Annotated in this window: 17 protein-coding genes; 6 read left to right on the forward strand and 11 right to left on the reverse strand. The window is 67.1% G+C overall.

Annotation, left to right across the window (positions count from 1 at the left end):
• Positions 1 to 5 precede the first annotated feature (5 nt).
• The 6 genes from cydB to O4H32_RS03630 form a co-directional block, all read right to left on the reverse strand.
• A complete protein-coding gene (gene cydB, locus O4H32_RS03605) occupies positions 6 to 1,163 on the reverse strand; it encodes a cytochrome d ubiquinol oxidase subunit II (RefSeq protein WP_269356750.1) in 1,158 nt (385 codons plus the stop codon).
• A gap of 13 nt (positions 1,164 to 1,176) precedes the next feature.
• On the reverse strand, positions 1,177 to 2,754 hold the full coding sequence (locus tag O4H32_RS03610) for a cytochrome ubiquinol oxidase subunit I (RefSeq protein WP_269356752.1): 1,578 nt from the start codon (positions 2,752 to 2,754) through the stop codon (positions 1,177 to 1,179).
• On the reverse strand, positions 2,751 to 3,314 hold the full coding sequence (locus O4H32_RS03615; RefSeq protein ID WP_269356753.1) for a GbsR/MarR family transcriptional regulator: 564 nt from the start codon (positions 3,312 to 3,314) through the stop codon (positions 2,751 to 2,753). Before O4H32_RS03615 ends, O4H32_RS03610 begins: the two co-directional genes overlap by 4 nt.
• Before the next feature lie 152 nt (positions 3,315 to 3,466).
• Positions 3,467 to 7,399, reverse strand: coding sequence for an FAD/FMN-binding oxidoreductase (locus O4H32_RS03620; protein WP_269356755.1), 3,933 nt, complete (start codon positions 7,397 to 7,399; stop codon positions 3,467 to 3,469).
• Between the two features lie 124 nt (positions 7,400 to 7,523).
• Positions 7,524 to 8,093 (reverse strand): YqaA family protein, encoded by a 570-nt coding sequence (locus tag O4H32_RS03625; RefSeq protein WP_269356757.1) that lies wholly within the window; start codon positions 8,091 to 8,093, stop codon positions 7,524 to 7,526.
• Positions 8,094 to 8,123: 30 nt separating this feature from the next.
• Positions 8,124 to 10,073: a sensor domain-containing diguanylate cyclase gene (locus tag O4H32_RS03630; protein WP_269356759.1), complete on the reverse strand. Its 1,950-nt coding sequence runs from the start codon at positions 10,071 to 10,073 to the stop codon at positions 8,124 to 8,126.
• 223 nt (positions 10,074 to 10,296) lie between these two features.
• Here O4H32_RS03630 and ilvA point away from each other — a divergent pair, with 223 nt between their 5' ends.
• Positions 10,297 to 11,805, forward strand: coding sequence for a threonine ammonia-lyase, biosynthetic (gene ilvA, locus O4H32_RS03635; protein WP_269356761.1), 1,509 nt, complete (start codon positions 10,297 to 10,299; stop codon positions 11,803 to 11,805).
• Positions 11,806 to 11,822: 17 nt separating this feature from the next.
• On the opposite strand, the gene phoR is transcribed toward ilvA, so the two are convergent.
• Together phoR and phoB are read right to left on the reverse strand one after the other, a co-directional pair.
• Positions 11,823 to 13,166 carry a phosphate regulon sensor histidine kinase PhoR gene (phoR, locus tag O4H32_RS03640; RefSeq protein WP_269356762.1) on the reverse strand — a complete coding sequence of 448 codons (1,344 nt, stop codon included), beginning with the start codon at positions 13,164 to 13,166 and terminating at the stop codon, positions 11,823 to 11,825.
• Positions 13,163 to 13,858 (reverse strand): phosphate regulon transcriptional regulator PhoB, encoded by a 696-nt coding sequence (gene phoB / locus O4H32_RS03645; RefSeq protein ID WP_269356765.1) that lies wholly within the window; start codon positions 13,856 to 13,858, stop codon positions 13,163 to 13,165. The genes phoR and phoB overlap by 4 nt, the downstream gene beginning before the upstream one ends.
• 182 nt (positions 13,859 to 14,040) lie before the next feature.
• On the opposite strand from phoB, the gene ubiE reads away from it, so the two are divergent.
• The 5 genes from ubiE to rfaE2 all read left to right on the forward strand — a co-directional run bounded on the left by ubiE (position 14,041) and on the right by rfaE2 (position 18,840).
• Positions 14,041 to 14,805 carry a bifunctional demethylmenaquinone methyltransferase/2-methoxy-6-polyprenyl-1,4-benzoquinol methylase UbiE gene (gene ubiE / locus O4H32_RS03650; RefSeq protein WP_269356767.1) on the forward strand — a complete coding sequence of 255 codons (765 nt, stop codon included), beginning with the start codon at positions 14,041 to 14,043 and terminating at the stop codon, positions 14,803 to 14,805.
• A gap of 202 nt (positions 14,806 to 15,007) precedes the next feature.
• Complete coding sequence (locus O4H32_RS03655; protein ID WP_269356769.1) at positions 15,008 to 15,979, forward strand: Tim44 domain-containing protein; 972 nt, start codon at positions 15,008 to 15,010, stop codon at positions 15,977 to 15,979.
• A 190-nt stretch (positions 15,980 to 16,169) separates the two neighbouring features.
• A complete protein-coding gene (locus O4H32_RS03660) occupies positions 16,170 to 16,796 on the forward strand; it encodes a ubiquinone biosynthesis accessory factor UbiJ (protein ID WP_269356771.1) in 627 nt (208 codons plus the stop codon).
• Complete coding sequence (ubiB, locus tag O4H32_RS03665; RefSeq protein ID WP_269356773.1) at positions 16,790 to 18,355, forward strand: ubiquinone biosynthesis regulatory protein kinase UbiB; 1,566 nt, start codon at positions 16,790 to 16,792, stop codon at positions 18,353 to 18,355. The genes O4H32_RS03660 and ubiB overlap by 7 nt, the downstream gene beginning before the upstream one ends.
• Positions 18,355 to 18,840: a D-glycero-beta-D-manno-heptose 1-phosphate adenylyltransferase gene (gene rfaE2, locus O4H32_RS03670; protein ID WP_269356775.1), complete on the forward strand. Its 486-nt coding sequence runs from the start codon at positions 18,355 to 18,357 to the stop codon at positions 18,838 to 18,840. The genes ubiB and rfaE2 overlap by 1 nt, the downstream gene beginning before the upstream one ends.
• Here the strand turns inward: rfaE2 and O4H32_RS03675 are convergent.
• From O4H32_RS03675 to O4H32_RS03685, 3 genes are all read right to left on the reverse strand, one after another.
• Positions 18,830 to 19,510: a protein-L-isoaspartate O-methyltransferase family protein gene (locus O4H32_RS03675; RefSeq protein ID WP_269356777.1), complete on the reverse strand. Its 681-nt coding sequence runs from the start codon at positions 19,508 to 19,510 to the stop codon at positions 18,830 to 18,832. The genes rfaE2 and O4H32_RS03675 overlap by 11 nt on opposite strands.
• Before the next feature lie 72 nt (positions 19,511 to 19,582).
• The gene (gene thiD, locus O4H32_RS03680) at positions 19,583 to 20,407 is read right to left on the reverse strand and encodes a bifunctional hydroxymethylpyrimidine kinase/phosphomethylpyrimidine kinase (protein WP_269356778.1); all 825 of its coding nucleotides are present in this window, start codon (positions 20,405 to 20,407) and stop codon (positions 19,583 to 19,585) included.
• Positions 20,408 to 20,464: 57 nt separating this feature from the next.
• Positions 20,465 to 21,268: a thiazole synthase gene (locus tag O4H32_RS03685; protein ID WP_269356780.1), complete on the reverse strand. Its 804-nt coding sequence runs from the start codon at positions 21,266 to 21,268 to the stop codon at positions 20,465 to 20,467.
• Positions 21,269 to 21,339 lie beyond the last annotated feature (71 nt).

The raw sequence follows: 21,339 nt of genomic DNA on the forward strand, positions 1-21,339 counted from the left end.
GTGCCTCAATAAGCGTGGGGGGCGGTGTCGATCGATTCCGCCGTGACCTTGCCCCGCATGACGCGGTAGACCCAGGCGGTATAGGCGGTGACGATGGGCAGCAGGATCAGGGTCGCGAGCAGCATGATCCACAGGGTCAGATGGCTGGATGACGCGTCCCAGACGGTCAGCCCCGCCGCAGGTTGGCTCGACGAGGGCAGGATGAAGGGAAACAGCGCGAAGCCCGCGGTCAGGATCACGCCGGCGAACGAGGCGGATGAAGCCAGGAACGACAGGAGGCCGGCGCGGCCGATGGACAGCAGGATGGCCGTGAGCAGTGCCCCGCACGCGCCGGCGGCCGGAGCGAGCCACATCGCGGGCCAGATCGTGAAATTGCGCAGCCAGCCGCCGGTCTGCAGCGCGACGCTCTTGGTCAGCGGGTTGGAGGGGGCGCCGGGGTCGACGAGGCTGGTGATGGCATGGCCCTGGATGCCGTACGCCACCCAGAAGCCCCCGATCAGGAACAGCGCGAGCGACAGCAGGGCCGCCCTCGCTCCCCAGCGACGCGCCCGGGCGGCCACCCTGTCTTCCGTGCGCCAGGCCAGCAGCGCGGCGCCATGCATGGCCACCAGCGTGACGCTCAGGACGCCCGCCAGCAGGGCGAAGGGTGTGAACAACTGGAAGAAGTGGCCCGAGTAGACGGGGCGCATGGTGTCCGGGTCGAATCCCGAAGGCACGCCCAGGATCACATTGCCCATGGCCACACCGAACACCAGGGCCGCGATGGTTCCGGAAAAGCATAGCGCGGCGTCCCAGCTGCCGCGCCAGCGCGGGTTTTCGAGCTTGCTGCGGTACTTGAAGCCGACCGGCCGCAGGATCAGTGCCAGCAGTGCCAGCATCATGGCGAGATAGAAGCCCGAGAAGGATGCCGCGTACAGGAGGGGCCAGGCGGCGAAGATGGCACCGCCCGCCGTGATCAGCCAGACCTGGTTGCCTTCCCAGACCGGACCGACGAGGTTCAGCGCCACGCGTCGCTCGGCGTCGGTGTGAGCGACCAGGGGCAGCAGCGCGGCCACGCCCAGATCGAAGCCGTCCATGATTGCGAAGCCGATCAGCAGGGCGCCCAGCAGGGCCCACCAGATCACGCGCAGCGTGCCATAGTCCAGAGGAATCAAAGTTTCCATTGTGCTCTCCCGTTCAGGCCTGCAGGGGGATCCGTCCGGGCACGCCGGGTGCCGCTGGATCCAGAGGGTCGCTCGCATCTCCGGGGCCCTTCCGGATGGCACGCAGCATGACTTTCACGCCGATGACCAGCAGTGCGGTGTACAGCACCAGGAAGACCGCCAGACTGATGGCCAGGTCCGCGAGTGTCAGACCGGAGGCCGCGTAGTAGGTGGGCAGCACGCCTTCGATGACCCAGGGCTGGCGGCCGTATTCGGCCACGAGCCAGCCGCATTCGATGGCCACCCAGGGTAGGGGAAGGCTCCAGAGCGCGATCTTCAGCATCCGGGGACTGACGTCCAGGCGTCCGCGCGAAGCGAGCAGGAAGGCGGTGGCGAAGAACAGGATCAGATAAAAGCCGACGGTCACCATGATGCGGAATGTCCAGAACAGGGGTGCCACGTTCGGGACGGTGTCGAATGCCGCCTGGCGGATCTGGTCGTCTGTCGCCTTGGAGAGATCCTGTGTATAGCGCTTGAGCAGCAGCCCGTAGCCGAGATCGGGCCAGATTTCCTCGAAACGCTTGCGGGCGGCCTGATCGTCCGGATGGGCGCGGATGTGACGCAGGGTTTCGTAGGCAACGATGCCGTTGCGCACGCGCGTCTCGGCCCGCGCAACCAGTTCGTTGATGCCCAGCAGGGGCGTTGTGAGCGAGCGCGTGCCGATGATACCCATCACGTAGGGGATCTCCAGGGCGAAATCATTCTTGCGTTCCGCCTGATTGGGGATGGCGATCAGATTGAAGCTGGCGGGCGGGGGCTCCGTCTGCCACATGGATTCTATGGCCGCGATCTTCATTTTCTGGTGCTCGGTGGTCAGGTAGCCGCTCTCGTCGCCCAGCACGACCACGGACAGCGACGCGGCCAGGCCGAAGCTTGCGGCCACGACCATCGAGCGCTTGGCCAGGTCGATGTGCCGCTTGCGCAGCAGGTACCAGGCGCTGATCGCCATGACGAACATGGCGCCCGCGGTGTAGCCGGCGCTGACGGTATGCACGAACTTGGCCTGGGCCACCGGATTGAACAGCACGGCGGCGAAGTCGGTCATTTCCATGCGCATGGTGTCGGGGTTGAACACTGCGCCGACGGGATTCTGCATCCAGCCGTTGGCGATCAGGATCCACAGGGCGGAAAGATTCGTGCCCAACGCGACGAGCCAGGTCACGACGAGATGGCCGAGCTTGGACAGTCTGTCCCAGCCGAAGAAGAACAGGCCGACGAACGTGGCTTCGAGGAAGAAGGCCATCAGGCCCTCGATGGCCAGCGGCGCACCGAAGATGTCGCCGACGTAGTGGCTGTAGTAGGACCAGTTCATGCCGAACTGGAACTCCATCACGATGCCGGTAGCCACGCCGAGCGCGAAATTGATGCCGAACAGCGAGCCCCAGAACATCGTCATGCGCTTCCAGATTGCGCGGCCGGTCATGACGTAGACGCTTTCCATGATCGCCAGCAGGAAGGACAGGCCCAGCGTGAGCGGCACGAACAGGAAGTGATACAGGGCGGTGGCGGCGAACTGGAACCGCGACAGGTTGACGACGTCGAAGTCGATCATGATGGATTCCCCGAGGGTTTGGGACTGCGAAGCTTGCCGGCGAAATCGAGCACCTTCTGGACCCGGGCGCCGAGCCGCATCAGGTTTTGCAGGGTTTCTGGCGGAAGGCGCTGGACCTCGTCGAACCAGTCGGTGGACAGTTCGATCAGCTCCAGCATGGACTGCATGCGCTGGCGGGCCTGGGCCTCGTCCTCGCTTTTGGGTTCCTCAAGGAGCATGTCGCGCAGCAGGCTGAGGGTCGGATCGATCTCCCGCCTGCGTTTTTCTTCCATGAGGACGCGGAAGATTTCCCAGACATCGCCCAGTGATTCGTAGTAATCGCGCCGGTCGCCGACGCGGTTCGCCTGGCGGACCAGGCGCCATGATTGCAGCTCCTTGAGTCCCATGCTGACGTTGGATCGCGAGAATTTCAGTGTTTCGGCGATTTCGTCCGCGTGCAGGGGATGCGGCGCGATGAACAGGAGTGCGTAGATCTGACCGACGGTACGGTTCACGCCCCAGCGGCTGCCCATTTCGCCGAAGTGCAGGATGAAGCGCTCGGATTGTGAAGAGAGCGGCATGGTATTCGTTTGTTCTTGTGATTTCAGTATTTTCTGAAAATTCAGAGCAAAAACAAATTTAGATCAATTTTGATCGTTTGCCAATACCCACTCTGAAAAAGTGGTTATCCAGCCGTGGTTCTCCCGCGTGGCGAAGCGGCCACGGTGCCCGGTTACACCAGCACCCGCTCGATGCCGCCCGCGTTGGCGGCCTTCACGTAATCCGGCATCCAGTTCTCGCCCAGCAGGTGCCGGGCCATTTCGACCACGATGTAGTCGGCCGACAGGCCGGTGTCCTGCTCGTAGCGCGACAGGCCCTGCAGGCAGGACGGACAGGATGTCACCATCTTCACTTCGCCCTGGAAGCCGTCGGCGCGGATGGCGGCGGTGTTCTTCGCCAGTTCCTCCTGTTTGCGGAAGCGGATCTGGGTGGAGATGTCCGGGCGCGAAACCGCCAGCGTGCCGGATTCGCCGCAGCAGCGGTCGGTCTTGATGGCCTTGTCCGAGCCCAGCAGGGACTTCACGGTCTTCATCGGATCCTGCTGCTTCATGGGCGTGTGGCAGGGGTCGTGGTAGATGTAGCGCACGCCCTGCACGCCGGCGATGTCCACGCCCTTTTCCAGCAGGTATTCGTGGATGTCGATCAGCCGGCAACCCGGGAAGATCTTGTCGAACTGGTAGCTTTCGAGCTGGTCGTAGCAGGTGCCGCAACTGACCACCACGGTCTTGATGTCCAGGTAGTTCAGCGTCGTGGCCATGCGGTGGAACAGCACGCGGTTGTCCGTGACCATCTGCTCGGCCTTGTCGGCCAGGCCATTGCCGCGCTGCGGATATCCGCAGCATAGGTAGCCGGGGGGCAGCACGGTCTGCACGCCCACGTGCCACAGCATCGCCTGTGTCGCCAGGCCCACCTGGGAAAACAGGCGCTCGGATCCGCAACCCGGGAAATAGAACACCGCCTCGCTGTCGGGGGCGGTGGCGGCCGGGTCGCGGATGATCGGGATGATGTGCGGGTCCTCGATGTCCAGCAGCTTGCGGGCGGTCTGCTTGGGCAGGCCGCCGGGCATCTTCTTGTTGACGAAGTGGATCACCTGTTCGCGCACCGGGGCCTTGCCCACTGTGGCGGGTGGCTGCGCCACCTGTTTTTTCGTCACGGGCGCCAGCAAGTCGTGGGCCAGGCGCTGGGCCTTGTAGCCCATGCCGATCATGGCGGTGCGGGTGGCCTTGATGACGCGCGGATCCTTCGCGTTCAGGAAGAACATCGAAGCCGCCGTGCCGGGGTTGAAGGACTTTTTCCCCATGCGGCGAAGCAGGGAGCGCATTTCCATGGATACGTCGCCGAAATCGATGTCCACCGGGCAGGGGTTGAAGCACTTGTGGCACAGTGTGCAGTGATCGCCGACGTCCTCGAATTCCTCCCAGTGGCGGATGCTGACGCCGCGCCGGGTCTGTTCCTCGTACAAGAAGGCCTCGATCAGCAGCGAGGTCGCCAGGATCTTGTTGCGCGGCGAATAGAGCAGGTTGGCGCGCGGCACGTGGGTGGCGCAGACCGGCTTGCACTTGCCGCAGCGCAGACAGTCCTTGATGGCGTTGGAGATGGCGCCGATCTCGGTGCGCTGCATGATCAGCGATTCGTAGCCCAGCAGGTTGAAGCTGGGCGTCCAGGCGCGCGTCAGGTCGGCGCCGGGCATCAGTTTGCCGGCGTTGAAGCGGCCCTCCGGGTCGATGCGGCGCTTGTAGTCCTGGAAGGGCGCCAGTTCGGCCTCGCTGAGGAATTCGTATTTCGTCAGGCCGATGCCGTGTTCGCCCGAGATCACGCCGTCCAGACTGCGGGCGATGTCCATGATGCGGGCGACGGCGTCGTTGGCCTCGCGCAGCATCTCGTAGTCGTCGGAGTTGACGGGGATGTTGGTGTGGACGTTGCCGTCGCCCGCATGCATGTGCAGCGCGACGAACACCCGGCTTTTCAGGATGCGGTCGTGGGTGGCCTGCAGGCCGGCCAGGATCGCGGCGCATTCGGCGCCGGCGAAATGGCGCTCCATGGCGCCGCGGATCTCGGTTTTCCAGGAAATCCGCAGGGTATGGTCCTGGACCAGGTCGATGATGCGTGCGTCCGGCTGGGTGGCCAGGCGTTCTTCGAGTTCGGCGCGGCGTTCGTCCAGGCCCAGTGAGGACAGCGTGTCCAGGCTGTCGGCCAGCGGCGCGTCCAGGTGGTCCAGCAGCCAGGCCCAGCGCCTGCGCACCGCGGTCAGGGTGTCCAGGGCGTCGCGGCGGCGCGCGGACAGGATGGTGTCGCGGGTGTGTGCCGCGTCGTCGGCATCCTCGGCCTTGCCGATCGGCAGGTCGCCGTCCAGATAGGCTTCCAGCGCGTCCGCCAGGCGCAGTTTGTTGCGGGTGGACAGCTCGATGTTGATGCGTTCGATGGCATCGGTGTATTCGCCCATGCGTGCCAGCGGGATCACCACGTCCTCGTTGATCTTGAAGGCATTGGTGTGGCGGGCGATGGCGGCTGTTCGGGCGCGGTCCAGCCAGAATTTCTTGCGGGCTTCCGGGCTGGCGGCGATGAATCCCTCGCCGTGGCGCGAATTGGCGATGCGCACGACTTCGCTGGCGGCCAGCGCCACGGCATGCTCGTCGTCGCCGACGATGTCGCCGATCAGGACCATCTTGGGCAGCGTGCCGCGTTTGCTCTTGGTGGCGTAGCCGACCGCGCGCAGGTAGCGCTCGTCCAGGTGTTCCAGGCCGGCCAGCAGCACGCCCCGGGCGCGGCCCCGGGTGTCCAGATATTGCTTCACCTCGACGATGGAGGGCACGGCCAGCTTCGCCTGGCCGAAGAATTCCATGCAGACGGTGCGCGTGTGCGTCGGCATGCGGTGCAGGATCCAGCGCGCGGCCGTGATCAGGCCGTCACAGCCTTCCTTTTGCACGCCGGGCAGGCCGGCGAGGAACTTGTCGGTGACGTCCTTGCCCAGGCCGGCCTTGCGGAATCGCCGGCCTTCGATGGCCAGGATTTCGCTCTTGAGCGGGGCCTGTCCGGGTTGCCTGGCGCCATCGAACCACTGGAGCTCGAAACGGGCCTCGTCGACCTCGTGGATCTTGCCCAGGTTGTGATCCAGGCGGGTGACCTCCAGCCAGTTGCCCTGGGGGTCCACCATGCGCCACCAGGCCAGGTTGTCCAGCGCCGTGCCCCAGAGCACGGCTTTTTTCCCTCCGGCGTTCATGGCGACGTTGCCGCCCACGCACGACGCGTCGGCCGATGTCGGGTCCACGGCGAAGACGCGCCCGGCGGCCTCTGCGGCCTCGGCCACGCGGCGCGTCACCACGCCCGCGCCGGTCAGGACCGTGTGGACGGGAGCCTCGACCCCCGGCAGCGTGACGGCCTCGACCGGGCCGATGGCGTCGAGCTTTTCGGTGTTGATGACCACCGACCGCCAGGTCAGCGGGATGGCGCCGCCGGTGTAGCCGGTGCCGCCTCCGCGCGGGATGATGGTCAGGTCCAGCCGGATACAGGCCCGCACCAGGGCGGCGATCTCGTCCTCGGTGTCGGGCGTCAGCACGACGAAGGGATACTCCACGCGCCAGTCGGTGGCGTCGGTGACGTGCGAGACGCGCGACAGGCCGTCGAAGCGGATATTGTCGCGGCGGGTCAGGCGGGACAGTTTCCTCAGGGTCGCCTGGCGCAATTCGGCCGTTTCGACGAAGCGGGCCTCGAAGTCCGCGACGGCGCCCCGGGCCGCCGCCAGCAGCTTCTGGACCTGGGCGTCGCGCGGACCATGATCGTCGTCGCGGCGGTGGTCGATCTCGGCCAGCCGGTGGTTCAGGGCCTCGATCAGCAGGTGCCGGCGCTTCGGGTCGTCCAGCAGGTCATCCTGGAGGTAAGGGTTGCGCAGCACCACCCAGATATCGCCCAGCACCTCGAACAGCATCCGGGCCGAGCGGCCGGTGCGTCGTTGCGAGCGCAGTTCGGACAGCACCCGCCAGGACGCCTCGCCCAGCAGCCGGCAGACGATTTCGCGGTCCGACCAGGAGGTGTAGTTGTAGGGGATTTCACGCAGGCGCGGCGCCTGGGGAGATGCGAGCAGTTCGCGGGCGACAGGGGCGTTCATGAGGGTGTCGAGATATCGGTGCCCCTGGAGTCCGTAGGGGCAATCTCTTAGTTTAAGGGCAAAACGCCCCCGGTTCGGGATGAGCTTATGTCTGGAAGTTTTGAGCGGTGAGGGGATCCGTCGCTCACAGCCACCCGCTCAGCCACGGCCATGCGTGCAGCAGGGCGGCCGTCATGACGATGTAGCGCAGCCATTTGCCGATGGCCATGAAGGCGACGCAGGGCCAGAAAGGCAGGCGCAGCCAGCCGGCGACGGCGCACAGCGGGTCGCCGACGCCGGGCAACCAGGACAGCAGCAGCGCGGGCGGGCCGAAGCGCTGGAACCAGCGGGTGGTCAGGGCGTGCCAGCGGCCGCCGGGAGACGGGGTGTCGCCGCCAGCGGTCCGGGGGGGCGGAGGGGCGTCGTCGGCGTGGTCCGGCTGGCTGGCGCGCCAGCGGTGCCAGGCGGCTTCCGCCCCGGCGCCCATGGCGTAGCTGATGGCGCCGCCGAGCGTATTGCCCGCGGTGGCGACCAGGACGGCGGGCCAGAACATGGAGGGCGCGACCTGCACATAGGCGAAGACGGCCGGCTCCGACCCCAGCGGCAGCAGCGTGGCCGAGACCAGGCTGACGAGGAATATCGCCGGCAGGCCGACCTTGGGCAGCGCGAACAGGGCCAGCAGGGTGTGGATCGAGGATTGCAGCCAGGCTTCCATGGTGTGTGGAGTGTAGCCCGGCCGGGGCGGCTATGAACGGCTCGTGGAGATGTGCCGGTTCTCGGGCGCGTCGGGCAGGGGTTCCCAGCGGAACCGGTTCTTGCCGGAATGCTTGGCCGCGTACATGGCGGCGTCGGCATGGGCCACCAGGGCGTCCGGATCCTGGCCGTGCCGGGGATGGATCGCCGCGCCGATGCTGGCCGAGATCCGTACCTGGATGCCATCGGCCAGGTCGAAGGGCTGGATGAGCGCGTCCAGGATCGTGAGTGCGACGCGCTCGCAGCCTTCGGGGCTGTCCAGCCCCGACAGGACGATGCCGAACTCGTCGCCGCCGAAACGGGACACGGTGTCCTCGGATTCGGCGCGGACGCAGTGCTCCAGGCTGCCGGCCACCTGCTGCAGCAGAATGTCGCCCATGGCGTGTCCGTAGCTGTCGTTGACTTCCTTGAAGCCGTCCAGATCCAGGTACAGCACGGCCGCCAGGCCATGGTGCCGGTTCGCGGATTCCAGGGCGCGGGCGCAACGGTCCTGGAACATGATGCGGTTGGGCAGGCCGGTCAGCGCATCGTGCAGGGCATCGTGCGCGAGGCGGGTCTCCAGGTCCTTGCGGGCGGTGATGTCCTGCACCACGGCCACCAGGAAATCCGGTAGGCCCGCGGCATTGCGCACGATGCTGAGTGCTTCGCAGACCCAGAGCACGCCGCCATCGCGACGTCGGTAGGTTTTCTCGACCTCGGGCGGCGGCCCCAGGAAATGCGCCGTCAGCCGGGCTTTCAGGAAGGCGCGCGCACCGTCCCTGTCGCCGGGATCCGCCAGATCGAACAGGGTCCGTTCCAGCAATTCGGGCGCGTCGTAGCCCAACATCCGGCAGAGTTTTTCGTTGACTTCCAGAAAGCGGCCGTCCGGCGCGATGCGGGCGATGCCCATGGCCGCCTGATGGAACGTGGCCCGGAACAGCGCTTCGTTGGCCTCCAGGGCTTCGGTGGCCGCCCGCTGGCGCAGGGACAGAAGGAGAAACAGGGCGATGAGGCCGGCCAGGGCGGCCGTCACGCCGGAGGCGATGAACAGATAGGTCGTGCGCCGCCGCTGGGCGGAACGCAGGACCTCGGCATAATCCGAACCGACCGTGATCATCAACGGATAGTCGGCCATCGTGCGGTAGCTGATGATGCGGGTCACGCCGTCGATGGATCCGCCGTCGTCCACGAACGCGCCCTCGGGCTGGGTGGCCTGGCGCAGGTTCCAGGCGTGCTTGCCCTGGTCCAGGCCGTACGTGGGGCGGGTGCCGATCAGGCGGCTGCGAAGAATGCCGTCCAGGCCGGCGATTTCCAGCATGTCGGCGGGCCCCAGCTCGATTCCCTCATGAAGATGGGCGAGATTGGCGGGCGCCACCGACAGGACGACCACGCCGCCGAAGCCGCCGTCCGGTTGACGGATGCGCAGGGACATGGGGATGCGCCATTGGCCCGAGATCCGCCCCAGCACGGGGCGGTCCAGGTAAAGCGAGTCTTCCCGGCTGTCGCGCTGTTTCGTGAAGAAGTCGCGGTCGGCGTAGTTGACGCGACTGGCGCCTTGCGTACTGGTGACGATGTCGCCGTTCTCGTCGACGATGCTGAGGATGGTGAAGGCCCCATCGCGGATGATGCGCTGTTCGACCCAGTGCCGCAGGTCCAGGCGCTTGCCGTCGCGCAGGTATTCCTGGCGGGCGAAGGCGGCGATCTGCTCGGCTTCTTTCAGGGTGCGGGCCACCTGCTGCTCGAAGGCGAGCGCCAGGTTGGCGTTGGAGCGCATGGCGGCGGTCACGGCCTGGGCGCGTTCGAAGGTGATGCGCTGCAGGGTGGTGATCCAGACCAGGGCGATGGCGGCCATGCCGGCCAGCAGGATCGACAATTGCAGGAGCGACAGGCTGGGCGACCGGAAGCCAGCCCCACCGGTGATCGGGGACTTGCGGGGACTGTCCGGCTTGACGGACAGTGTCATCGAAGGATTCTCCCGTCTGTGTCCTGCACGGTCCGCGCCTGAGATCTGCTTGTCTATAAGTGACAGAACTTTACGGCGCGCGCCCCGGTTTGTCGAGCCGCCGGCCCCCTGGCGGAAGGCGCTTCCTGGCTCGCGGGCCGCAGGCCGTCCATATTCGACGGGCATGGGGCGTCCGAGGCCTATGATATTCTTTTCGATTACCTGTCCTCCCGCCATTCGCGCCATGTCCGTCGATTATCTGAAACGCATCCTGACGTCCAAAGTCTATGACGTCGCACACGAGACTTCTCTGGACCCGGCGCCCCGAATTTCCAAGCGGATCGGCAACACCGTGCTGCTCAAGCGCGAGGACACGCAGCCCGTGTTCAGCTTCAAGCTGCGCGGCGCCTACAACAAGATGGCGCACCTGAGCGGGGACGAACTGAAGCGTGGCGTCATCGCCGCATCGGCCGGCAATCACGCCCAGGGGGTCGCCCTGTCGGCCAGCCGTCTGAAGTGCCGGGCGGTGATCGTCATGCCGGTGACCACGCCCCAGGTCAAGATCGACGCCGTGCGCGCCCTGGGTGGCGAGGTCGTGCTCTTCGGCGACAGCTTCACCGACGCCGCCGAACATGCCGCCGAACTGCAGGCGCGCGAAGGGCTGACCTTCGTGCATCCCTTCGACGATCCCGACGTCATCGCGGGCCAGGGGACCGTGGGCATGGAGATCCTGCGCCAGCACCCAGGCCCCATCGACGCGGTCTTCGTCGCCATCGGCGGCGGCGGCCTGATCGCCGGGGTGGCGGCCTACATCAAGCAGTTGCGCCCGGAAATCAAGATCATCGGCGTCCAGACTGTGGATTCGGACGCCATGGTGCGCAGCGTCCAGGCCGGCCGCAGGGTCCGGCTGGCCGATGTGGGGCTGTTCTCCGACGGGACGGCGGTCAAGCAGGTGGGCCAGGAAACCTTCCGGCTGGCGCGCGAATATGTCGATGACTATGTCACCGTCGATACCGACGCCGTCTGTGCCGGCATCAAGGACGTATTCCAGGATACGCGCAGCGTCCTGGAGCCGGCCGGCGCGCTGGCGCTGGCCGGAGCCAAGCGTTATGCCGCCCAGCACAAATGGAAGGGCAAGACGCTGGTGGCCATCACCTGCGGCGCCAACATGAATTTCGACCGGCTGCGTTTCGTGGCCGAGCGCGCCGACGTCGGCGAGGCGCGCGAGGCCCTGTTCGCCATCACCCTGCCGGAAAAGCGCGGCAGTTTCCTGCGCTTGTGCGAAGCCGTGGGGCAGCGGGCCGTGACGGAGTTCAACTACCGGATCTCCGATGCCGAACAGGCGCATGTCTACGTGGGTTTGCAGATCCGTTCCGAACCTGAAATCGAGAAACTGGCGGCGCATTTCCGCAAGCTGGATTTCCCCACCCTGGACCTGACCGGCAACGAAATGGCCAAGACCCACCTGCGCTACATGGTGGGGGGGCGTTCGGGCCTGGCCGAAAACGAAGTCCTGTACCGTTTCGAATTTCCCGAACGTCCCGGCGCCTTGATGAAGTTCCTGGGGGCCATGAATCCGGACTGGAACATCAGCCTGTTCCATTACCGCAATCAGGGCGACGACTACGGACGCATTCTGGTCGGCATTCAGGTGCCGCCCGCCGACAAGAAGGCCTTCAAGGAATTCCTGTCCACGCTGGGCTATCCCTGCTGGAACGAGACCGAGAATCCGGCCTACCGCCTGTTCCTGTAGCGGGGCGGCCTTTCAGGTCAGGCGGCCTGGGCGGGCGAGGACGGCTGAGCCGGTGCCCGAAGAAGGTCATCGGGCCGACAGACGCGCGCCGCCGGAAACAGGATGCTGAAGACGCTGCCCTTGCCCGGGGTGCTTCGGATGTCCAGCGTGGCTTCGTGGCGCATGGCGACGTGCTTGGCGATGGCCAGTCCCAGGCCCGTGCCGCCGGTGGCGCGCGACCGTCCCCGGTCGACCCGGAAGAAGCGTTCCGTGAGGCGCGGGATATCGGCCGGCTCGATGCCGATGCCGGTGTCCCTGACCCGGTAGGCCGCGCCTCCGTCGGGCGTCGATTCCCACAGGACCGTGATGGCGCCGCCCGCCGGGGTGTAGCGCACGGCGTTGGTCAGCAGATTGCCGACCGCCGAGGCCAGTTCGGTGTCCTGTCCAAGGATGCGGAGGGTTTCGTCCAGCCGGACGTCGAACGTGTGCTGTCCGGCGGACAGCGCCTGGGCCTGAGCCAGGGCGGTGCGCACCAGGGCCGTGACCAGGACGGGAGCGCCTTCGCGGTTGGGCGTCGATTCCAGTGAAGACAGGGTCAGCAGGTCGGCCACCAGCGCCTGCATGTTGTGGGCCTGTTGCGCCATCAGGTCCAGGTAGTGGCGTCGTTGTTCGTCCGTCAGGGCATCGCCCGGCATGTCCTGCAGGGTCTCCACGAAACCCGACAGCACGGTCAGCGGCGTGCGCATTTCGTGGGACACGTTGGCGACGAAATCCTTGCGGGTGTTTTCCAGCCGTTCAATCTGGGTGATGTCGCGCGTGACCATCAGGAACTGGCCGACCCCATAGGGGGCCAGATGCAGCGACAGCGTACGGGCCAGGCCGCCGCGCTCCAGGTGCAGGATCAGGGGGCGGTCCCAGGTGTCCTGGTCGGCATAGCGGGCAAATTCCGGCGCGCGTACGATGTTGAGGATGCTGTGGCCACGGTCGCGGTCCAGGTCCAGCCCCAGGTGGCCGGCCGCCATCTGATTGCACCATTGCAGGGATTTGTCCGGGGCGAGCGTCAGGGCGCCGTCGGGCAGGGCCTCGGCGGCCAGCAGGGCGCGGTGGAAGTTGCGCGCGCGGTCCTGAAGGTCCAGGCGGTTCTGCTTCAGCTTGCGGTAGATGGGCGCCAGGATCTCGTCCCATGGGCCGACCGAGGGCGGCGGCGGTTCGTCGATGGCGCTCACCCAGCGGGCGATGCGCGACAACTGCAGGCCGCTGATGAGGACCATCAGCAGCAGGCCCAGGGCGAAGAAGGCCCAGCCGGTGGCGGGGCCCAGCCAGGCGCCCAGCAGCCAGCCGCCCAGTGCCCAGAGCGCGATGGAAACGAGAGTCTTGCTCATTGCGGGTGTGTGATGCTGAAACGATAGCCCGCCCCGCGCGAGGTCTGGATGGCGCCTTCCAGGCCGGCGGGCGACAGGGCCTTGCGCAGGCGGCGGATGTGGACGTCCACGGTGCGTTCCTCGACGAAGACGTGATCGCCCCAGACCTGATCCAATAGTTGGCTGCGGCTGTACACACGCTCCGCATGCGTCATCAGGAAGTGTAGCAGGCGGAATTCCGTCGGCCCCATGGACAGGGGCTGGCCGTTGCCGGACACGCGCCGGGAGTCGGGTTCCAGACGCAGCCCGCCCGCCTCGATCGGGTCGGGAGTGAGTTGCGGCGCCCGGCGGCGCAACAGGGATTTGACGCGCGCCAGCAATTCGCGCGGAGAAAAGGGTTTGGTGATGTAGTCGTCGGCACCGGCCTCGAGGCCGTCCACCTTGTCCTGCTCGGCGCTGCGCGCGGTCAGCATGATCAGCGGGATGTCCCGGGTGCGGGCGTCGCCGCGCAACTGGCGGGCCAGACGGATGCCGGGCTGGTCTGGCAGCATCCAGTCCAGCAGGATCAGGTCGGGCAGTACCTGCTGGATCTGTTCCAGCGCCTGCTGCGCGTCCAGCGCGCTGCGCACGCCATAACCGGCGTGTTTCAGGTTGACGGTCAGCAGTTCCTGGATGGCGGGTTCGTCTTCGATGAGCAGGATGGTGGCGGGCATAGGGCGGGTCTCGTCTCGCAAGGCGGCGTGGCCCGGAGAGGACCGCGCCGTTCCGGCCGCGGGATGATCGGTCCGGTACGGTTGTCATCATACGGTCGCATTATTTCACTGATGTGACGTTGTCATATAGGGCGAAGCCCGCGCGTCGTGGGGCTCTGCTGCGGTGGTACGATACGGGGATCATGAGCACACCCGTATCAGACGCCGGCCAGGAGCCGCAGACCCATTTCGGCTTCGAGACCGTCCAGGAGACGGACAAGGCGCGCCGCGTGGCCGAAGTCTTCCATTCCGTGGCCTCGCGCTACGATGTGATGAACGACCTGATGTCGGCCGGACTGCATCGCGTCTGGAAAGCCTTCACCATTGGACGCGCCCAGGTGCGGCCAGGCATGCGGGTGCTGGATATCGCCGGGGGAACCGGTGACCTGGCGCGCGCCTTTGCCCGCCGCGCCGGTCCCGAGGGCGAGGTCTGGCTGACCGACATCAACGATTCCATGCTGCGTGTGGGCCGCGACCGCCTGCTGGACCGTGGCGTGGTCGCGCCGGTGGCGGTCTGCGATGCCGAGTGCCTGCCGTTTCCGGACCGGTACTTCGATCGGGTGTCGGTGGCGTTCGGTCTGCGCAACATGACGCACAAGGACCGCGCCCTGGCGGAAATGCGTCGCGTGCTGAAGCCGGGCGGGAAACTGCTGGTACTGGAATTCTCCCGCGTGACGCCGGCCCTGGCGCCCGCGTACGATTGGTATTCCTTCAACATTCTGCCGAAGATGGGCCAGCTGGTGGCGGGCGACGAGGCCAGCTACCGTTACCTTGCGGAATCCATCCGCATGCATCCGGACCAGGAGACCCTGGCCGGCATGATGCGCGAGGCCGGCCTGGACCGTGTGCGGTACTTCAATATGACGGCCGGCGTGGTCGCGCTGCACGAGGGGGTTCGGCTGGACTGATCCGTAGCCGTCCTCAGGGCGGCGCATGTCGCCGTTCCCGCGAATCACACAGGCCGCCTTCGGGCGGCCTGTGTGTATTTCGATGCGTAAAAAGAACATTTCCGCCCAGCGGATCAGCGGGTTCTATGGTAATTTACAGGTTCATTCAGCTTTCTGTCAGGTTGCCGGAATACGCATCGGTCCTGACCCTCCAGGAGACTCCATGAACCTTCGTCTACCCCGCTGGGCCGCCGCCTCTGTGCTGCTGATGGCGGCTGCGACCATGATGACCGTGACCCAGGATGCGGAAGCCCGCCGCATGGGCGGCGGCCTGAGCTTCGGCCGCCAGTCCACCAACGTCGTCAAGCAGCGCCAGGCCGTGACGCCGCCGGCCGCCCAGACCACACAGCGCGCGGCCGCCCCGGCCGCCGGTGCGGCGGGCACGGCCGCCGCGGGCGCCGCCGCCAAGTCGGGCATGTCCCGCTGGTTGGGCCCCATCGCCGGCATCGCCGCCGGCCTGGGGATCGCCGCCCTGTTGTCCAGCATGGGCCTGTCCGGCGCCTTCCTGGAATTCCTCTCCAGCGCCTTGCTGATCGGCCTGGTGGTCTTCGCCGTCATGTTCCTGGTGCGCCGCCTGCGCGGGGCCCAGCGGCCGCTGGCCGCCGCGGGCGCCACGGCTTCGGGCAACAGCTATCGACAGTCCGAGCCCCAGGATCGTGGCTTCGATCCGTCCGGTGCCCACCCGGCGTCTGCGTCGGCCTCGTCCGCCGCGCCGGTGATCGAGTCCGCGCCCTCTGTCCAGGTCCAGGATCCATCCTGGTTCATCCCGGAAGGCTTCGACGTGCCGGCCTTCCTGGATCAGGCCAAGCAGCAGTTCACGCGTGTGCAAACCCTGTGGGATGCGGGCAACCGCGACAGTTTGCGTGAATTCCTGACCGATGATCTTCTGGTGGAAATCACTCCCCGCCTGCCCAGCCCCGAAGAGGGCAACCGCACTGATGTCGTGCTGCTGAACGCCGAACTGCTGGGCATCGAGACCGTGGCTGGAGGCCACCTGGCCAGTGTGCGCTATTCCGGCATGCTGCGCGAGTCGGCGGGGTCCGAGGCCTTCCACTTCGAAGAAGTCTGGAACCTGTACAAAGCCGATGACGCCGGCTGGTTGCTGGCCGGCATCCAGCAGACCAACGCGCGCTGATCCGCCGCGTCCGGCCTGTTTTCGCGGCCGCCCGCCCGTTCCCGGGGCGGGCGGCCGCTTGCGTTGCGGCCCCCTCGGGAGCACACGGGACAGGGTCCGACGCGCTTTTCCGGCCCGCCTGCGCGATGCGCAAAACCGGTAAACTGGGGCCTGCCCTGCGCCCGACCTGGCGCGTCCGGTCCCGTCGTCCATGATCATGCCCCTTCCCTTGCCCTTTCCTTCCCCCTCCGATGTCCTGCTCCGGGGGCTGAACGCGTTGCTGCGCCGTGAGCGCTGGGCGTGTGAAAAGCTGGCGGGCCATGCCGGCAAATCGATTCGCCTGACGGCGGGCGAACCCTGGACGCTGCAATGCGCGATCGCTTCCGACGGCACGTTGCGGGCGTGCGACCGGGCCGTGGTGCCCGATGTGATCCTGTCCATCCCGCCCGACCGCCGCCGCGACCTGCCCGGCGCCTGGCGCGACGAAGGCCTGGCTGGCATCACCGGTCTGGCGCATATCCAGGGGGACGCCGGACTGGCGCACCTGGTGTCCGACCTGGCACGCGGTTTGCGCTGGGATGTCGAGGACGACCTGTCGCGCGTCGTGGGCGATGTGGCGGCCGTGCGCCTGACCCGGGGCGCGCGCGAACTCGCCGGCGGCCTGCGGCGGGCCGCGCGCCGCGCGCAGGACAATCTGACGGAATATCTGGGCGAGGAATCCGGCCTGGGCGTCCGGGAAACGGACTTGAGGGCCTGGACGGAGGGGCGTCGGGCCCTCGAAGTCCGTCTGGAACGCCTTGACGTCCGTCTGCGGCGGCTGGAGGGCGGGACATGCTGACGTTCCTGCGCCTGGTCTACATCCTGTGGATCGGCTTGCGCTACCGGCTCGACGAACTGGTCCTGTCCGGCATCCAGCACCCCTGGGCGCATGCGCTGCTGAAGATCGTCTGCCTGGGCCGCCGGCCACGTCGCCCGCGCGGCGAACGCCTGCGCCTGGCCCTTGAAACCCTGGGGCCGATCTACGTCAAGTTCGGCCAGGTCCTGTCCACGCGCCGCGACCTGGTGCCTCAGGACATCGCCGACGAACTGGCCCGGCTCCAGGATCGGGTGCCCCCCTTTCCGTCCGATCAGGCGGCCGACATCATTCGCGAGTCCCTGGGCGACGCGCCCCAGAACCTGTTCGCCCGTTTCGACCGGGATCCCGTGGCCTCGGCGTCCATCGCCCAGGTGCACTTCGCCGTGCTGCACGACGGCCGAGAGGTTGCGGTCAAGGTCCTGCGCCCCGGGATGCGGGAAGCCATCGAGCGCGACCTGACGCTGCTGCGCGCGCTGGCCGGGCTGGTCGAGCGGCTGGCGCCCGACGGGCGGCGCCTGAAGCCGCGCGAGGTCGTGGCCGAATTCGACAAATACCTGCACGATGAACTGGACCTGATCCGCGAGGCCGCGAACTGCAGCCAGCTGCGGCGCAATTTCGGTCCCGACACCGGTCGCGCCCACCTGTTGCGGGTGCCCGAGGTCGTCTGGGAATATTGCGCCAGCCAGGTCTTCACCATGGAACGCATGCGCGGCGTGCCAGTCAGCCAGGTCGAACGCCTGCGCGCGCTGGGTGTGGACATCCCCCTGCTGGCGCGCCAGGGGGTCGAGATCTTCTTCATGCAGGTGTTCACGGACGGCTTTTTCCACGCCGACATGCACCCGGGCAACATCTACGTGTCCGACGATCCGGATACCCTGGGGCGCTACATCGCCCTGGACTTCGGCATCGTCGGCTCACTGTCGGAATTCGACAAGAACTACCTGGCGCAGAATTTCCTCGCCTTTTTCCAGCGGGACTATCGTCGGGTCGCCCAGTTGCACATTGAGTCCGGCTGGGTGCCGCCCACCACCCGCGAAGAGGAACTCGAAGGCGCCGTGCGCGCCGTCTGCGAACCCTATTTCGATCGGCCGCTGGCTGAAATCTCCCTGGGGCAGGTGTTGCTGCGCCTGTTCCAGACCTCGCGGCGCTTCAATGTGGAAATCCAGCCCCAACTGGTGCTGCTGCAGAAGACCCTGCTGAACGTCGAGGGCATGGGCCGCGAACTGGATCCGAGCCTGGACCTGTGGCGGACGGCCAAGCCCTTTCTGGAAAAATGGATGCACCAGCGCGTCGGCTTGCGCGGCCTGCGCCAGCGTCTGGACCAGGAGGCCAGCCAGTGGGCGCAGATCCTGCCGCAGATTCCCCGACTGGTCTACACCCGCCTGAACCATCCCGATCCCGGGCCGGCGATGCGGGCCGAAATCGAACGGTTGCGCCGCGCCCAGGATCGTTCCAACGCCTTGCTGGCCGTGCTGTGCGGCATCCTGGCGACCGGACTGGCCGTGGCGGTCTGGGCGTTGACGCGTGGGGGGGGGCTCTGATGGCGGCCGCGCGTTTCGAGTCCAAGGTCCTCGACCGCGCGACCTGCGAGCGGGCCGTGCGCGAAGGACGCCTTCCGCGTCCGCTGGTGTTCACCAACGGCGTGTTCGATATTTTGCATCGCGGTCATGTCACTTACCTGGATCAGGCCGCCCGGCTGGGGGCATCGCTGATCGTGGGTGTGAACACGGACGATTCCGTGCGCCGCCTGGGCAAGGGCGACGACCGGCCTCTGAATGGTCAGGACGATCGGGCCGCCCTGCTGGCCGCGCTGGCCTGTGTGGACGCGGTGGTGCTGTTCACCGAGGACACGCCGCTGGAGCTGATCCGGGCGCTGCGGCCCGACGTGATCGTCAAGGGCGGCGACTACGAGATGGACGCGCTGCCGGAAACCGCCGTGGTGCGCGGATGGGGCGGCCGGGCTGTTGCGATCCCGTTCGAGCACCAGCGCTCGACCACGGCGCTGCTGCGCAAGATCAGAACTTGAAGCGCGAACGCGCCGTGCCGCGCAGGGGTTTCACGTAGGTGTCGAACAGATACGCGGTGTCGAAGTTCGCGGCGCTGGTGCGCGTGATGCGGCACACCGTCATGATCGGGCTGTGGCCGACGATGGCCACCATGCGGCCGCCCACGGCCAGCTGGTATTTCAGCGCATCGGGCACCGAGGGCACCGAGCCGGTGATCAGGATGGCGTCGTATTCGGCGGTGCCCCAGCCGGCGTGCGCGTCGCCCGTTTCCAGGGCGACATTGGCGACCTGGCTGCGCGCGAGATTCGCCTGGGCGAAGGCCGACAGGCGGCTTTCGAGTTCGATGCTGGTGACCTGCTGGCACAGCCGCGACAGCAGGGCGGCCTGGTAGCCCGAGCCTGTGCCGATTTCCAGCACGCAGTCGGTGGGCTGAAGCCGCAGTTCCTCGGCCAGCTTGGCCTCGACTTTCGGGGACAGCATGGTTTCGCGGGTATCGACGCCGTCGATCACCAGCGGCAGTTCCGTGTCCGCGAAGGCCAGGGCGCGCAGATGCGGCGGAACGAAGCGTTCGCGGGGCATGTCGAAGACGGCCTGCAGCACCCGTTCGTCCTGGACGTTCCAGGGACGGATCTGCTGTTCGACCATGTTGAAACGGGCACGATCGGCGTCTGTGATGTCGTTGACGTTCATGTCGCGAAGATACCTGAGGTTGATTCGAGTCCGATTATAGGCCAGCGGCCCGGCCGCTGGCTTTGATAGGGGTCAGTCTTGGGGCTTGGGCCACAGGGCGTGGAAGTGATGCACCGGCCCGTGACCGGAGCCGACCTGAAGCTGACCGGCGGCGGCGATGGCGCGTTCCAGCCAGGCCTTGGCGTGGCGGGCGGCCTCGGGCACGTCCGGGGCGCGCGGCAGCAGGGCGGCCATCGCCGCCGACAATGTGCAGCCGGTGCCGTGCGTGTTGGGCGTATCGATGCGCCGGCCCGGCAGTTCGATCAGCCGGTCGCCGTCGTGCAGCAGGTCGATGGTGTCGTCGCCGGGCAGGTGGCCGCCCTTCAGGAAGACCCAGCGCTCGCCATCGTCGGCCAGCAGCCGGCGCAGGCGTTCGGCGACGCGGCGCATGTCCTTCAGGTTGTCGGCCGGGCTCTGGCCCAGCAGCACGCCGGCTTCCGGCAGGTTGGGCGTGATGACGGTGGCCAGCGGGATCAGGCCTTCGCGCAAGGCGACCACCGCCTGGCGTTCCAGCAGATGGTCGCCGCTCTTGGCGACCATGACGGGGTCCAGCACCAGATGCGCCGGTTTCCAATATTCCAGGCGGTCGGCCACGACGCGGGTGACGCCGGCCTGGCCCAGCATGCCGATCTTGACGGCGTCCACGCGCACATCGGCGAACAGGGTGTCGATCTGGGCGGCGACGAATTCCGGCGGCACAGGGGAAATTCCCGTGACCGCCCGGGTATTCTGCGCGGTCAGGGCGGCGATCACGGCCATGCCGTAGGCGCCCAGCGCGCTCATGGTCTTGACGTCGGCCAGGACACCGGCGCCCCCCGAGGGGTCCACGCCGGCAATCGACAGGGTATTGGGAATCATCGCAGGCTCCGTGCGGATGGGGGCGGGGCGGGTCGCCCCGGCGTGCGCGGGATCGGGTCAGGCCGCCCGGGTCGAGGGCAGCAGGCCTTCGGCCGGCGAACTGGGGTCGGCGTCGTAGTATTTGCGCTTGATGCGGCCGGCCAGGTAGGCTTCGCGCCCGGCCTCGACGCCCAGGCGCATGGCGCGCGCCATCCGGATCGGGTCGCGCGCGCCGGCGATGGCGGTGTTCATCAGGATCGCGTCGCAGCCCAGTTCCATGGCGATGGCGGCGTCCGAGGCCGTGCCCACGCCGGCGTCCACCAGCACGGGGACGCGGGACTGGTCGATGATCAGGCGCAGGTTCCAGGGGTTGACGATGCCCATGCCCGAGCCGATCAGCGAGGCCAGTGGCATCACCGCCGCCACGCCGATGTCTTCCAGCATGAGGCACTGGATCGGGTCGTCGCTGCAATACACCATGACCTGGAAACCGTCGGCCACCAGCGTGCGCGCGGCGTCCAGCGTTTCCGGCATGTTGGGGAACAGGTTGCCGGCGTCGCCCAGGACTTCGAGTTTGACCAGATTGTGGCCGTCCAGCAGTTCGCGCGCCAGGCGCAGCGTGCGCACGGCGTCGTCGGCGGTGTAGCAGCCGGCCGTGTTCGGCAGGATGGTGTAGCGGTCCGGCGACAGGAAATCCAGCAGATTCGGTTCGCCCGGGTTCTGGCCGATGTTGGTGCGGCGGATGGCGACGGTGACGATTTCCGTGCCGCTGGCCTCGATGGCCTCGCGGGTCTGTTCGAAATCACGGTACTTGCCGGTGCCGACCAGCAGGCGGGAATGGAAGACGCGGTCGGCGATGGTGAGGGTGTCTGGGGCGGTCATGGAGTGTCGTGGGCGTGCCTGTAACGGATGCGGCCGCTCGGGGCGGCGCCTGTGTAAGGATAATCCATAAA

The sequence above is a fragment of the Castellaniella denitrificans genome (genome assembly GCF_027214045.1).
In the GTDB taxonomy this organism is placed as follows: Bacteria; Pseudomonadota; Gammaproteobacteria; order Burkholderiales; family Burkholderiaceae_B; genus Castellaniella; species Castellaniella denitrificans_A.